The organism is Acidiphilium sp. 20-67-58, assembly GCF_002255515.1.
Lineage (GTDB): Bacteria > Pseudomonadota > Alphaproteobacteria > Acetobacterales > Acetobacteraceae > Acidiphilium.
Map to the genome: position 1 here is coordinate 1 of NZ_NCAS01000025.1, position 13,650 is coordinate 13,650.

At 72.3% G+C, this 13,650-nt stretch carries 14 protein-coding genes; 12 read left to right on the plus strand and 2 right to left on the minus strand.

Going from position 1 to position 13,650, the window contains the following annotated elements; translation table 11 throughout:
- Nucleotides 1–118: 118 nt before the first annotated feature.
- Nucleotides 119–877, minus strand: a complete 759-nt coding sequence (locus tag B7Z76_RS10905) for an A24 family peptidase (RefSeq protein ID WP_291343895.1) — start codon at nt 875–877, stop codon at nt 119–121.
- A gap of 70 nt (nt 878–947) precedes the next feature.
- Here B7Z76_RS10905 and B7Z76_RS10910 point away from each other — a divergent pair, with 70 nt between their 5' ends.
- From B7Z76_RS10910 to B7Z76_RS10955, 10 genes are all read left to right on the plus strand, one after another.
- Entirely contained in the window at nt 948–2,621 is a 1,674-nt protein-coding gene (locus tag B7Z76_RS10910; protein WP_291343897.1) for a GspE/PulE family protein, read from the plus strand.
- 12 nt (nt 2,622–2,633) lie between these two features.
- Entirely contained in the window at nt 2,634–3,854 is a 1,221-nt protein-coding gene (locus B7Z76_RS10915) for a type II secretion system F family protein (protein ID WP_291343899.1), read from the plus strand.
- Nucleotides 3,838–4,320 (plus strand): GspH/FimT family pseudopilin, encoded by a 483-nt coding sequence (locus tag B7Z76_RS10920; RefSeq protein WP_291343901.1) that lies wholly within the window; start codon nt 3,838–3,840, stop codon nt 4,318–4,320. The genes B7Z76_RS10915 and B7Z76_RS10920 overlap by 17 nt, the downstream gene beginning before the upstream one ends.
- Nucleotides 4,304–4,672, plus strand: a complete 369-nt coding sequence (locus B7Z76_RS10925; protein ID WP_174503405.1) for a type II secretion system protein — start codon at nt 4,304–4,306, stop codon at nt 4,670–4,672. The genes B7Z76_RS10920 and B7Z76_RS10925 overlap by 17 nt, the downstream gene beginning before the upstream one ends.
- Nucleotides 4,669–5,265, plus strand: a complete 597-nt coding sequence (locus B7Z76_RS10930; protein WP_174503406.1) for a prepilin-type N-terminal cleavage/methylation domain-containing protein — start codon at nt 4,669–4,671, stop codon at nt 5,263–5,265. Before B7Z76_RS10925 ends, B7Z76_RS10930 begins: the two co-directional genes overlap by 4 nt.
- Before the next feature lie 69 nt (nt 5,266–5,334).
- Nucleotides 5,335–6,333, plus strand: a complete 999-nt coding sequence (locus B7Z76_RS10935; protein WP_174503407.1) for a PilN domain-containing protein — start codon at nt 5,335–5,337, stop codon at nt 6,331–6,333.
- Complete coding sequence (gene gspM / locus B7Z76_RS10940) at nt 6,320–6,919, plus strand: type II secretion system protein GspM (protein ID WP_174503408.1); 600 nt, start codon at nt 6,320–6,322, stop codon at nt 6,917–6,919. The genes B7Z76_RS10935 and gspM overlap by 14 nt, the downstream gene beginning before the upstream one ends.
- A complete protein-coding gene (locus B7Z76_RS10945; protein WP_291343903.1) occupies nt 6,916–7,431 on the plus strand; it encodes a hypothetical protein in 516 nt (171 codons plus the stop codon). The genes gspM and B7Z76_RS10945 overlap by 4 nt, the downstream gene beginning before the upstream one ends.
- Nucleotides 7,432–7,454: 23 nt before the next feature.
- Nucleotides 7,455–9,734: a type II secretion system secretin GspD gene (gene gspD, locus B7Z76_RS10950; protein ID WP_291343904.1), complete on the plus strand. Its 2,280-nt coding sequence runs from the start codon at nt 7,455–7,457 to the stop codon at nt 9,732–9,734.
- A gap of 2 nt (nt 9,735–9,736) precedes the next feature.
- A complete protein-coding gene (locus B7Z76_RS10955) occupies nt 9,737–10,534 on the plus strand; it encodes a type II secretion system protein GspK (protein WP_291343905.1) in 798 nt (265 codons plus the stop codon).
- Between the two features lie 7 nt (nt 10,535–10,541).
- Here B7Z76_RS10955 and gspG read toward each other — a convergent pair whose 3' ends face one another.
- Nucleotides 10,542–10,979, minus strand: coding sequence for a type II secretion system major pseudopilin GspG (gene gspG / locus B7Z76_RS10960; RefSeq protein ID WP_174503412.1), 438 nt, complete (start codon nt 10,977–10,979; stop codon nt 10,542–10,544).
- A gap of 80 nt (nt 10,980–11,059) precedes the next feature.
- Between gspG and B7Z76_RS10965 the strand changes: the two genes are divergently transcribed.
- Nucleotides 11,060–11,458: a lytic transglycosylase domain-containing protein gene (locus tag B7Z76_RS10965; RefSeq protein ID WP_174503413.1), complete on the plus strand. Its 399-nt coding sequence runs from the start codon at nt 11,060–11,062 to the stop codon at nt 11,456–11,458.
- 109 nt (nt 11,459–11,567) lie between these two features.
- Complete coding sequence (locus B7Z76_RS10970) at nt 11,568–13,619, plus strand: phospholipase C (RefSeq protein ID WP_291343908.1); 2,052 nt, start codon at nt 11,568–11,570, stop codon at nt 13,617–13,619.
- The last annotated feature ends 31 nt before the right edge of the window (nt 13,620–13,650 follow it).

Genomic DNA, 13,650 nt, shown 5'->3' on the forward strand with positions numbered 1-13,650 from the left:
CATCCTCGCCCATTGGGCGTCCGTCAGTACAAATCGTTCCATTCACAGCTTGAATCACAGCAACACCCAAATGGGAATCCCAAATCCCCACAAACCCTAATGTTGTTTTGATGACACTTCATGTCGCAAGTCTCATCATCAGCAGTCCAAACGCGAGCGCCGGGCCGAAGGGCAGTCTTTGCTGCATCAGCCCCGCACTGCCGGCCTCCGCGCGCAGCACGGACCAGACGGCGAACCCGGCGAGCCCGGCAAGCCCGGCGATCACCACCGCCCAGGGCAAGGCGGCGGGCGGCAGCCAGGCGGCGCCGGCCGCCAGCAGCTTCGCATCCCCCGCCCCCAGCGCGTCGATCCCGCGCAGCCGCCGCCAGAGCAGGCGCAGCCCGGTAAAGCCGAGATAGCCCAGCGCCGCGCCCGCCGCATGCGCGCCCAGCGCCTCCGGCTGCCGCAGCGCGGTCGCGGCCAGCCCGGCCAGCAGCAGCGGCAGGGTCAGCGCGTCGGGCAGCCGCAGACAGTCGAGATCGATCAGCGCCAGGGCCAGCAGCGTCGCCGCGAAGGCGAAATCGAGCGGCACCAGCGGCCCCGCCGGGTCCAGCGCGGCGATGACCACCGCCAGCAGCAGCGTCGCCAGCTCGATCAGCAGCAGCTTGCGCGGGATCGCGGCACCGCAATGCGCGCAGCGCCCGCGGCGCAGCAGGAAGCTCGCCAGCGGCACCAGGTCGGCCGGGCCGAGCGGCGTCGCGCAGGCATCGCAGCGCGAGCGCCGCCGCGCGAGCAGGCGGCCGCGCGGCAGGTCCTCGACCAGCGTGCCGATGAACGAGCCGATGAACGGCGCCACGAGAAGCGTGCCCGCGACCAGAATATTTCCCTGAACTGTCATATGTTTTCGGCTCCGGCGGCGGCGCCCTCGGGGCATAAGGTAAAAAATATCTTTCCGCGAGACACAAGCGATGCTCGATCACGCCGCCACGCGCCCTGATGAGGAGAGTTCAGCCATCGGCCCGGCGCTGCTGCGGGCCGGGCTGGTCGATCCCATCGGCATCGCGCGGGCGCGCGCGCTCGCGGCGGAAACCGGGCTCGGCCTCGCCGCCGCCCTGGTCCGCCTCGGGCTGATCGGCGAGCGCAGCCTCGCCGAGGCCGCCGCCGCCGCCGCCGGCCTCGCCCTGCTGGCGCCGGACGCCTATCCCGCCGCCCCGGTCCTGCCCGAGCGGCTGCGCCCGCGCTTCCTGCGCGATGCGCGGGTGCTGCCGCTGGCGCTGGACGCGGGCGTGCTCGACCTCGCGATGGTCGATCCGTTCGATGGCTTCGCCGCCGGCGCGGTGGCGGCGGCCACCGGCTGCGCGGTGCGCCGCGCCGTCGCCGTGCCGATCGACCTCGATGCAGCGCTCGACCGGCTCTACCCCGAATCCGGCGCGGCGGACGCCGCGACTGACGCCGCCGAAGAGGCCGCGCCGAGCGAGGCGGATGCCGAGCGCCTGCGCGATCTCGCCAGCGAGGCGCCGGTGATCCGCCTGGTCAACCAGCTCATCGCCCGCGCGGTCGAAACCCGCGCGTCGGACATCCATATCGAACCCGAGGAAGACCGCCTGCGCATCCGCTACCGCCACGACGGCGCGCTGATCGAGGCGGAAACCCACCCCGCGGCGATGGCGCCGGCCATCGTCTCGCGGGTCAAGATCATGGCGCGGCTCGACATCGGCGAGCGCCGCCTGCCGCAGGATGGCCGCATCCGCCTGCCGGTGCGCGGCCACGAGGTCGATTTCCGCGTCTCCTCGATCCCGACGATGCACGGCGAGACCATCGCCATCCGCGTGCTCGACCGCAGTGCGATGAGCTTCGAGTTCGGCGCCCTGGGCCTCGACCCCGCCATCGTCGCCGCCTTCCGCGCCGCACTCGCCGCACCGAACGGCATCGTCCTCGTCACCGGCCCGACCGGCAGCGGCAAGACGACGACGCTCTACACCGCCCTGCTCGGCCTCGACCGCGCGAGCCGCAAGATCGTCACCATCGAGGACCCGATCGAATACCGCCTCGCCGGCATCAGCCAGAGCCAGGTCAAGCCGCAGATCGGGCTGGATTTCGCCCAGCTCCTCCGCGCCATTCTTCGGCAGGACCCGAACGTGATCATGGTCGGCGAAATCCGCGACCTCGAAACCGCGCAGATCGCGACCCGCGCCGCGCTGACCGGCCATCTCGTGCTCTCGACCCTGCACACCAACTCGGCGGTCGCGACCATGACCCGCCTGCGCGACATGGGGCTCGAACCCTATCTCGTCGCCTCGGTGCTGCGCGGCGTGCTCGCCCAGCGGCTGATCCGCCGTCTCTGCCCCGCCTGCCGCCGGAGCGCACCGGCGAGCCCGGCCGAGGCGGCGCAGCTCGGCATCGCCGCCGGCACGCCGCTCAACCACCCCACCGGCTGCCCCGAATGCCGCGACACCGGCTATCGCGGCCGCATGGCGATCGCCGAATTCCTCACCCCCACCGCCGAGCTTGCCGCCCATCTCGCCGCCGGCGCCGGCGAGGCGGAGCTGGCCCGCGTCGCCGGCCTGCGCAGCCTGGCCGATGCCGCGCGCGATGCGGTGCTGGCCGGCGAAACCTCGCTCGCCGAAAGCCTGCTCGCATGATGAAGCGCGATCATGCCTGATTTCGTCTTCCGCGTGATCGACCGCGCCGGCGCCCCGGCCCGCCTCGCCATCGACGCGGCGAGCGAGGCCGAGGCGATCGAGACACTCAAGCGCCGCGGCCTGATCCTGCTCGGCACCGCCCCGCGCCGCGGCGCCTCCCTGCTCGCCCTGCTCAACCGCGACATCGGCGGCGCCCCCCGCCTCGGCGCCGACGCGCTGGCCGATTTCACCCGCGAACTCGCCTCGATGCTCGGCGCCGGGCTCGACCTCGAACGCGCCTTGCGGTTTGCCGCCAGCACCGCCGCCACCCCGCGCGGCCGCGCCATCATCCTCGCGATCTGCGACAAGGTGCGCGACGGCGCCGCCCTCTGGCGCGCGCTCGGCGAGGCCCCGCGCAGCTTCCCGCCCTTTTATGTCGGGCTGGTCCGCGCCGGCGAGGAATCCGGCGCTCTCGCCGCGACGCTCGAAGACCTCGCCGAATTGCTGGAGCGCAACCGCTCGCTGCGCGCCGCGATGATCGCCGGCCTCACCTACCCCGCCCTGCTCGCCCTCGCCGCGACCGGCGCGATCGTCTTCCTGCTGACCAACGTGCTGCCCGAATTCGTGCCGATCTTCGCCGAAAACGGCGTCCCCCTGCCCGCCACCACGCGCCTGCTGCTGGCGGCCGGGCAGGCTTGCGCCGCGTTCTGGCCCTATGCGCTGGCGCTGCTCGCCCTCGCCATTCCCGGCATCCGCCTGCTGCTCGCCCGCCCCGCCCCGCGCCTGCGGTTCGACCGTCTGGTGCTGCGCCTGCCGCTGCTCGGCACCCTGCTGCGCGAGGCACTGGCGGCGCGCTTCACCCGCACCCTCGGCACGCTGCTCGGCAACGGCGTCGCCCTCGTCCCGGCGATGGCGATCGTGCAGAACGTGATCGGCAACCGCGCCGCCGCCCTCGCCATCGCCACGGCGGCGGATGCGGCGCGGCACGGCAAGGGCCTCGCCGCCGGTCTCGCCGCCGCACGGCTGATGCCGGAGCGGACGGTGCATCTGCTCCGCCTCGGCGAGGAAACCGGCCAGCTCGGCCGCATGGCGCTGCGGGCCGCCGCGATCCACGAGGAACGCGCCCGGCTCGGCGTGCAGAAGCTGGTCTCGCTGCTGGTCCCCGCCATCACCATCGTGATGGGCGGCGCGATCGGCTTCATCGTCGCCTCGCTGCTGCTGGCCATGCTCGGTCTCGATGCCCTCGCCCACTGAGCCCGTACCCACTGAGCCATCGCCCACTGAGCCCGCACCTGACGATCGCGGCTACACGCTGCTCGAACTGCTGATCGTCGTCGTCATTCTCGGCCTGGCCCTCACGCTCGCCGCCAATGCCGCACCCTGGCGGCGCATCGGCCGCGACCCCGCGACCGCCGCCGCCACCCTCGCCGGGGCGCTGCGCACCGCCCGCGCCGTCGCAATCGCAACCGGACGGCCTGCCACCTTCGCGATCGAGCCGGCGGACGGGCGCTGGGTCGCCCCCACCGCTGCGGGGCGGCTGCCGCGCGGCATCGCCATCGCCTTTCACGGCCCGGTCGCGCGCGGCTGGGGGCGGATCGTCTTCTCCCCCGATGGCAGCGCGACCGGCGGGCAAATGCTGCTCGCGCGCGGCGCCGCCCGGGCGGGGGTGGCGGTGGACTGGCTGACCGGACGGATCAGCACCGATGCCGCGGCGCGATAGCGGCTTCATCCTGCTCGAAACCCTGGTCGCCTTCGTCATCGCGGCGCTGGCGGTCGCGGTGCTCTACCGCGCCGCCTTCGATGGCGCGGCGGGAATTGCGATCGGCGGACGCGAGGCGGCGGCGGTGGAACGCGCGCAGTCCCGCCTCGCCGCCCTCGCCGCCTTCGCGCCGCGCGGCCACTACGTCCGCACCGGGCAGGATGGCGGCGGCTTCCGCTACCGCGAGGAGGCGGCGCCGCTGCCGATGGCGAAGGGCGCGCCGCTGCGGGCGCTGCGCCTGTCGGTCAGCGAGCGCTGGGGCCGCGCCGGAAGGGCGGTGACGCTGGTGACCATCCGCGCAGCCCCGCCATGAGGCGGGAGGCGGGCTTCACCCTGCTGGAAATGCTGGTCGCGCTGGTCGTGCTCGGCCTGCTGCTCGCGGGGCTCGCCCAGGCCAGCCATTTCGGCATCGCGACCTATCGCCGCACCACCGGGACGATCGCCGCCACCGCCGACCGGCAGGCCAGCTTCCGCGCCCTGCGCCGGCTGATCGCCCAAGCCCGCCCCGGTCAGCCGGCCGGGTCGGCGCACAACCTCGCCCTCGTCACCACCCTGCCGCGCGCCGCCGCCCTGTCGAGCCGCCTCGTCTTCGCCGAAATCGGCGTCACCCGCGCGGGCGATCTCGTCCTGGCGTGGCGGGCGGCGCCGACCGGCCCGCCGCTCGGCCCGCAGGCATCGCCCGCCGGCACGGCCCATGTCGAAACCCTCGCCCGCCACATCGCCGCGATCGAGCTGCGCTACTGGTGGGCCACACGGCCGGGCGCGCCGCCAGCCTGGCACGACGCCGGGCCGGCAGGCGCGCTGCCGCGCCTGATCCGGCTGCGCATCATCCCCACAGCCGGGCAGCGCCCCTGGCCGGACCTGATCGCCGCCCCCTGGCGCGCCCCCTTCGCCGCCGGCGGATAGGCGCGCAGCGGTCGAGTGACACAAAACCTTAATTTTCAATTTTTCTTTAGTCGCGTAACCAGAATATTAATGGATTTCATTCATTGGTACATCGCGACCCTGCGGTCGCTGGTGCCCGGCGCCTCGCGGCGGCCGGGCGGGCAGGATGCGGCGGTGACAATCACCGCCGCCGCCGGCGCGCCCCCCGAATCCGCCGAGGTCACGCAGGACGGGCGCGGCGGCCCCCGCGCACTCGGCCGGCTGGGGCAGATGCGGCGGAGCGCGGTGATCCGGCCGGTGGTGCTGCGGCTGCGTGGCGCCGGCGCGCTGATCCGCCGCGTCACCCTCCCCGCCGCCGCGCGGCGCGACCTCGCGGCCGCACTCGCCTTCGAGATCGACCGCCTGACCCCCTTCACCGCCGACGAGGTACTGGTCGCCCACGAGATCGTCGCGCGCGACACCGCGCAGGGCCTGCTCCATGTCCGGCTCGCGGTGCTGCCCCGCGCCTGGATCGCCGGCCTCCTCGCCGCACTGGCCGAGGCCGGGTTCGCCGCCGTGCGGATCGAGACCGCCGGCGCCGAGGGCGAGGCCGTATTCACACTTCCCGGCGCGCGGCGGCAAAGCCGCGTCCCCCCGGCGCTCGCGCTGCTCGCCGCCGGCCTCGCCGCGCTGTGCCTCGCCATCCCGCCGGCGCGCCAGGCGCTCGCCCTGCACCGGCTCGGCGCGGCGCAGGCAGCGCTCGCCCCGCAGCTCCGCCTTGCCGAAGCCCTGCGCGCCCGCCTCGCCGCCGAAGACCGCTTCCGCGCCGCGCTCGGCGCCGAGGCAGCGCGCGAGGGCGACACGCTGCTGATGCTCGCCGCCCTCACACGCGCCCTGCCGGACCGCAGCTACCTCACCGATCTCTCCCTGCGCGACCGGGTGGCGACGCTCGATGGCGAATCGCCCAACGCCGCCGGGCTGGTGGCCCGGCTCGCCGCCGATCCGCATTTCGCCGATCCGGCCTTCGCCGCCCCCGTCACCCGGTCGCTGAACGGCGGCGGGGATGTGTTCTCGATCCGGGTGCGGCTGCGCAACGATGAAGCGGGCTGACGCGATGGCACAGCTCCCGCGCGACCTGCCGGACGGCCGCGCCGGCCAGGCGCTCGCGCTCGCGATCTCGGCGGCGCTGCTCGCCCTTGTCGGCTTCGGCGTCGTCCGCCCCGGCCTCGCCTGGTATCGCGGCCTCAGCGCCCGCGTCGCCACCACGAACACGCTGCTCGCGCATGAGCGGCGTCTCGTCGCCGACCTGCCGGCGCTGCGCCGCAGGGCCGCGCAGGGCCGCCCCGGCGCCGGGCGCGACGCCTATCTCCCCGGCGGCTCCGCCGCCATCGCCGGCGCGCGGTTGCAGGGCGCGGTGCAATCCCTCGCCGCGACGCACCGGATCGGGCTGGACAGCGCCGAACTGCTCCCACCGGTCAGCCTCGGCAGCGTCCAGCGCATCCGCCTGCGGATCGCGATGACGGCCTCCTACCCCGCGCTGATCGGCTTTCTCGACGCGCTCGGCGCCGCCACGCCGCGCATGCTGGTCAACCGGCTCGACCTGCACGCGACCGGCGTGCCCGCCGCCGGCACCGCGCTGCCCCTGCATGCGAGCTTCACCGTCTCGGGCTTCCGCATCGCGAAGGCGGCACGATGATCGGCGCGCGGCTCGGCCTCTTCGGTCTCGTGCTGGCGCTGGCCGCCACCGCCGCGGCGCTGGCGCTCGCCCCGATGCCGGCAGCGCGTCCCAGCCCCGTGGCCGCGCGCCCGACCCGGACGACCTCGCCCCCGCCCGCCGCACCCGGGACCGCCGCCACGGCGCAGATCCTCGCCCGTCCCCTGTTCCGCCCCGACCGCCGGCCCGTCGCCGTCGCGGCCGACACCGCCGCGACCGGGATGCCCCGGCTCTCCGGCATCCTGCGCGGCGATGCGGTACGGCTCGCGATCTTCGCAACACCGTCCGGCAAGCCGGTCCTGCTCGGCGAGGGGGCTCATCTCGGCGGCTACCGCATCGCGCGGATCGGCCGGCGCGCCGTGCTGCTGGAGGGTCCGCGCGGCCAGCTCCGCCTCGTGCCGCGCTTCGCCCACGAGACCGGCGCCGCACCGCAAGCCAACCCGCCGAAGCCGGCCGCCGATGCCGGCATCCTTGTCCATCCCGGCCCTCGATAATTCCCAGGAGATCCAGCGAAACCATGCGCGTCCGTGTCCATGCCGGCGTCATCGCGGCAGCCTCTCTGCTCGCCGGGTGCACCCCGCGGCCGGCGCCGCCCGACGCCACCCGCCTGCTCGCCCCCGCACCCGCCGCCCCCGCGGCGACCACCGCGCCGGGCCGCGCCGATGCGGTGATCGCCACCCCGGCCGTCACCGGGGCGATCACCGCGAGCCCCGGCCACGCGCCACCCGCGAGCCTCCCCGGCGCCCCGCTGCCCGCGGGCAGCGGCGATGTCTCGCTCGACTTCGCCGATACCGACATCCGCGCCGTCGTCGCCCAGATCCTCGGCAACATGCTGCACGTCACCTACACGATCGACCCGGCGGTGCAGGGCAAGGCGACGCTGCGCACCGCGCACGACATCCCCGCCTCCGCCCTGATCCCGACGCTGCAAACCCTGCTCGCGCAGAACCACGCCGCCCTCATCCGCAGCAACGGGCTCTACCAGGTCGTCCCGGCGGACAAGGCGGCGGCCGCCCTCGCCACCGCGCCGGGGCTCGACGGATCGAGCGTCGTCACCCTCACCCATGTCAGCGCGGCGCATCTCGCCGCCGTGCTGCAACCCTATGTCGGCAAGGGCGGCAAGGTGGTCGCCGCGCCGGACCGCAACGCCCTCATCGTCGGCGGCAACCCGCAGGTCCGCGCCACCCTGCTCGCGCTGATCCGCGCCTTCGACGTCGATGCCCTCGCCGGCCAGTCCTACGCGCTCTACCCCGCCAGCGGCGCCAACGCGCGCGATTTCGCCACCGCCCTGACCCAGGCGCTGCACGCCGGCAAGGCGGGCGGGCTGGCGAAGGTGGTCCCGCTGGTGCGCATCGGCGCGGTGCTGGTGATCGCCCCCTCCGGCGCCGCCATCCGCGCGGCGGACCGGGTCTATCGCACCCTCGCCCGGCAGGAAGCGGCGACGCACCGGGCCTGGCACGTCTATTACCTGCGCAACAGCCGCGCCGGAGACGTCGCCGAGGTGCTGCAGGAAGCCTTCACCCCCGACGACGTCACGGCCCAACCCTCGGCGCCCGACACCACGGGCGGCACCGCCCCCGGCGTCTCGGCGCAGACGCTGATGGGATCGGGCGGGCTGGTGGGCAACGCGGCCGGCGCCGGCACCTCGGGCACCGGCACCACCGCCGGGCTCGGCGCGACCCCCGGCTCCGGCAGCGGCACCGCCTCCGGTCTCGGCGCCGGCCTCGCGTCCTCCGCCGCATCGCCCGCCGCATCGCCGGCATCATCCCGCGCGGCGGCGAGCAACCCGCTGCTCGGCCCGCTCGGCGGCAGCGCCGGTGGTGGTGGTGGTGGCGCGACCAGCGGCCTCAGGATCATCGCCGACCCCCGCCAGAACGCGATCCTGGTGCGGGCGGACGCCTCGGAAAACGCCTCGGTCGAGGCGATGCTCCGCAAGCTCGACATCGAGCCGCTGGAAGTCGAGATCGACGCGACGATCGCCGAGGTCGATCTCAACGGCGCGCTGAAATACGGCACCCAGTTCTTCTTCAAGTCCGGCGGCATCAACGCGGTGCTCAGCACCGGCGCGACCGCCGCCCTGAACCAGAGCTTCCCCGGCTTCGTCCTCGCCGGCCATGGCGCCGACGGCGCCCCGCTCGCGATCTCCGCGCTGCAATCGGTCACCCAGGTGCAGGTGCTCTCCTCGCCGCAGCTCCTCGTGCAGAACGGCCGCACGGCCAACCTGCTGGTCGGCAATCTCGTGCCCTATCTCTCGCAGACCTCGCAGAGCACGCTGACCACCGGCGCGCCGGTCATCAACTCGGTGAACTACCAGGAAACCGGCGTGATCCTGCAAATCACCCCGCATATCTCCAGCGACGGCCTGGTGGCGCTCACGGTTTCGCAGCAGGTGAGCAACGTCGCCCCCTCGGTCACCACCCAGGGGCTGAACTCGCCCACCTTCTCCGAACGCGCCGTCTCCTCCAGCGTCGTCGTGCATGACGGGCAGACGATCGGCCTCGCCGGGCTGATCACCGACAATGTCCAGCGCGGCAATTCCGGTCTGCCCTTCCTCAAGGATGTGCCGCTGCTCGGCCCGCTCTTCGGCACGCAGGACAACAACCGCGCGCGGCAGGAGCTGCTGGTGCTGATCACCCCGCATGTCGTCCACGACGCGACGGACGCGGCGGCGCTGACAAGCGACCTCGAACAGGCGCTGCCCAACGCCGCCAACGTGCCCGCCGAACTCAACGGCCTGCCGATGGACGGATCGGCCGATCCGCAAGCGGCGCTGCGCCGGCATCTCGGGCTGCACTGAGCATGGCGCGGCCCCGCCGGCACGACGATCGCGGCTTCGCGCTGCTGATCGTGCTGGCGGTGCTGGTGCTGTTCGGCTTCCTCGTCACCCGGCTGCTGGTCGCCGCCCGCCAGCAGATGGCGATCGCCGGCAACCTGCGCGACGCCGCGGTGGCGGCGGCGGCGGCCGAGGGCGGCGTGTGGCTCGCCGTCGCCCGGCTCGATGCCGGCGGCGCAGCACCGGGTGAGGTGCGGATCGGCGCATCGCAGGTGCGGCTCGCGACCAGTGGCGTCGCCGGCCGGATCAACCCGGACACCGCACCCGCCCCCCTGCTGGCGGCGCTGTTCCGCGTCGGCGGCATGGCGGCCGCACCGGCCGGCAGCCTCGCCGAAACCCTGACCGAAGCGCGCGACCCTGCCCTTGCGCCCGCCAGCCTCGCGACCCTCATCGCCCGCTACCGCGCCGCCGGCAGCGCCGAAGGCCCGCCGCAAGCGCCGTTCCGCAGCCTCGCCGAGCTTGCCAGCCTGCCCGGAATGACGCCGGGCCTGCTCGCCCGGCTGCGCCCGCATCTCTCGCTCTACGCCCCCGCCTTGCCCGACCTCGCGAGCGCGGATGCGGCGGTGCGCGCGGCGGTGGGGCTGGCAGGGCGGATCGATGTGCCGGGCGGGCATGTGAGCGGCCCGCCGGTGGTGCGGATCGAGGCGGTGGCGACCGGGCCGGGTCTCGCCCGCGCGGCGCGCTGCGCGACCGTCCGCCTCACACCCGCGAATGTCGACGCGCCCTATATCGTGCTCGACTGGTCGGATGCGCGCTGTGGCTGAGCCCGGCTCAGCGGTTGCAGATCGTCCCCGGCGCGCCCGGCGCCGCGGTCACGTCCTTCGGCCCTTTCGAGCACAAATCATACGCCAGTCCCGGCCGCGCCGAGGGCGCCTGGTACACGAACCCATGCCCCCACGGGTCGCGCGGCAGCGTGGTCTGCTTGAGGTAGGGTCCGTGCCAGCCGCTCACCCCTGCCGGCCTGGTGATCAGCGCCTGCAACCCCTCATCCGTGGTCGGGTAGCTGCCGACATCGAGCTTGAACAGGTCGAGCACCGAGCCGATCCGCTCGATCGACTGTTCGGCGATGCTCGCCTTCGCCCGCCCGAGCTGGCTGAGCAGCGCCGGCCCGACCAGGGCGATCAGCAGGCCGAGAATGACGATGACGACCAGCAATTCGAGCAGCGTATAGCCTGCCTCGTCCCGCGCCGGAGTTCTTTTCCCAAACATGTGACACTGGATATCCGACATCCCGGCCCGCGCGCCAGCGCGGCGTTTTCCCGCCGGCGCGATGTCACGGAGACTTCACGATGACGGGCTTGCTGCGCTGCATGCTCCTCGCCGCCACGGTCTATCACCTGCCGCCGCGGGTCCTGCCGGTGATCGCAAGGCTGGAGGGGGGACATCCCGGGCTGGTTCGCCCTGATTCCAACGGCACCGCCGATTACGGGCTGATGCAGGTCAACAGCATCTGGCTCGACACCATCGCCCGCCGCGCCCGGCTCGGCCGGCGGGAGACGCGGCGCCGGCTGATCGAGGATCCGTGTTTCAACATCGCCGCCGCCGCCTTCATCCTGCGCACCGACATCGACCGTGCCGGCACGCTGATGCGCGGCATCGGAGACTATCACTCGGCCACCCCGTCGCTCAACGCCGCCTACCGCGCGCGCGCCCTCGCGATGGCACGGCGAATGTTTCAGCTGAAATAATTTCACGGTTCTGCAACTGAATCGTCACAGCACAAGGAAATTTGATCTGTATATTTTTAACGTAGGTTAATAAATTATTTTGGAGACAATCATGAAACGAGCCTTGGCAATGGCTTGTTCAGCGCTCTGCGCGCTGAGCATTACCATTCGGCCGGCACTTGCCGAGCAGGATGGACGCCTCGCCTTCAACCGTCCGGACGATGCCCACGCCTTCGTCGCCGGGCTGATGGACCGCGAGGCCTGGCACAATGGCGGCCAGGAACGCGGTCAGGAACAGGGTGAACGCGGCGAGCATCGGCATCACCGCTTCCACCTCACCCACGCGCAGCTCGTCCAGCTCGTGCGCAAGAAGATCAAGTATGTCTTCGTGCTGTATCAGGAGAACCGCTCGTTCGACTCCTATTTCGGCACCTTCCCCGGCGCGGATGGGCTCTATTCGCAGCCGGCCGCGAAAACCCCCGGCTTCGTGCAGACGCTGGTCAACACCGATGGCAGTGCGACCACCATCTCGCCCTTCCGCATCGGGCCCAAGCAATATGCGTGGGACACCGACGACATCGACCATTCGCACGCCCGCATCGCCGCCAAGATGGACGTCGTCGCCGGCAAGCCGCTGATGGACAAGTTCGCCGTCACCGAGGAGCTGAAATACTCGCCGACCGGCAATCCCTCGGTGAAGGCCAAGCAGTTCGGCGAACTCGCGATGGCCTACGAGGATTGCGACACGGTGCCCTTCCTCTGGCGCTACGCCGCGCGCTTCGTGCTGTTCGACCATGTGTTCCAGAACATTACCGGCCCCTCGACGCCCGGCAACCTGTCGATCTTCGCCGCCCAGACCGGCCTGACCCAGTGGGCGCTGCACCCGAACCAGTCCTTCGCCTCCTTCGACCCGACCACCGGGCCGACCGCGACCAACCCGCACGGCCTCAAGGTGACGGAATCTGGCGCCGGCGAGCCGGTTATGGATGACAACGATCCGTTCTGGGGCTCCCCGCTCGACCCGAACCAGAACGCCAACGTGCCGGTCAATCCGGGCGATTTCGGCGGCTCCGCCTTCACCTACGGCGTGCAGCTCAACCAGACCTACGCCTCGATCGCGATCAACACGATGGGCCGCAACGCCGCCGCGATCACCAGGCACGATACCGATGCCGCCGGCGACCTCGCCGACATCAACGACGACATCTCCTACCTCACCCAGTCCGGCCACAAGCAGGTCAACTGGGGCTGGTACGAGGAAGGCTACGACCACGAGCCGACCGACCCGGCCAACCCGGTCGATGCCAACGGCACCCACGCCTCCTACATCACCCACCACAACGGCCCGCAATATTTCGGCTACGTCGCCAACAACCCGGACGAGCGCGCCAACCTGCACGGGCTGGGCGACCTGTTCACGGCGCTCAAGGGCGGCACCCTGCCGGCCTCGGGCGGCGTGTTCTACGTCAAGGGCGGCTTCCAGAACATCTTCGGCCTGACCCCGGTCAACCCGGTCGCCAAGGTGCAGGCCAACTTCCTCGGCGATGACGACCACCCCGCCTACTCGGATGCGCAGATCAGCGAGGCGATGGTGGCCAAGGCGGTGAACGCGATCGCCAGCAGCAAATACTGGAAGCACGCCGCGATCATCATCACCTGGGACGATTCCGAAGGCGATTACGACCATGTGCCGCCGCCGGTCATCGTCAACGGCCCGGACAAGCAGGTCTTCAAGTTCGGCCCCCGCGTGCCGATGATCCTGATCTCGCCCTATGCGAAGACGCACCAGGTCGATCACCAGGATGGCAGCCAGTCCTCGGTGGTGAAATTCGTCGACGAGGTGTTCGGCCTCACGCCGCTCGCCTTGCTGCCGGATGAGCTGAAGGGCCGCGCCGATGGCGAGAGCGAGTTCGGCGAGGCGAATATCGGCCCGTCCGACGCGCTGACCCCCTATGTCGGCGACCTGATGGGCGCCTTCGACCCGGCCCGCCTGACCGGCCGCGCGGAGCCGCTGCCGGCGGACTACGCGATGATCCCGAACAAGGTCATCATGTCGCTGCCGCATTACGGCGGCAATGGCTGCCAGGCCGACCACATCGTGCCGACCGACGTCGCCAAGGGCATCACCACCACGATCCCGGCCGACTTCAACCCGCTGCCGAGCACCAACCCGACTCCCTAGAGCATCATCCGATCAGATGGAATCATCTGAT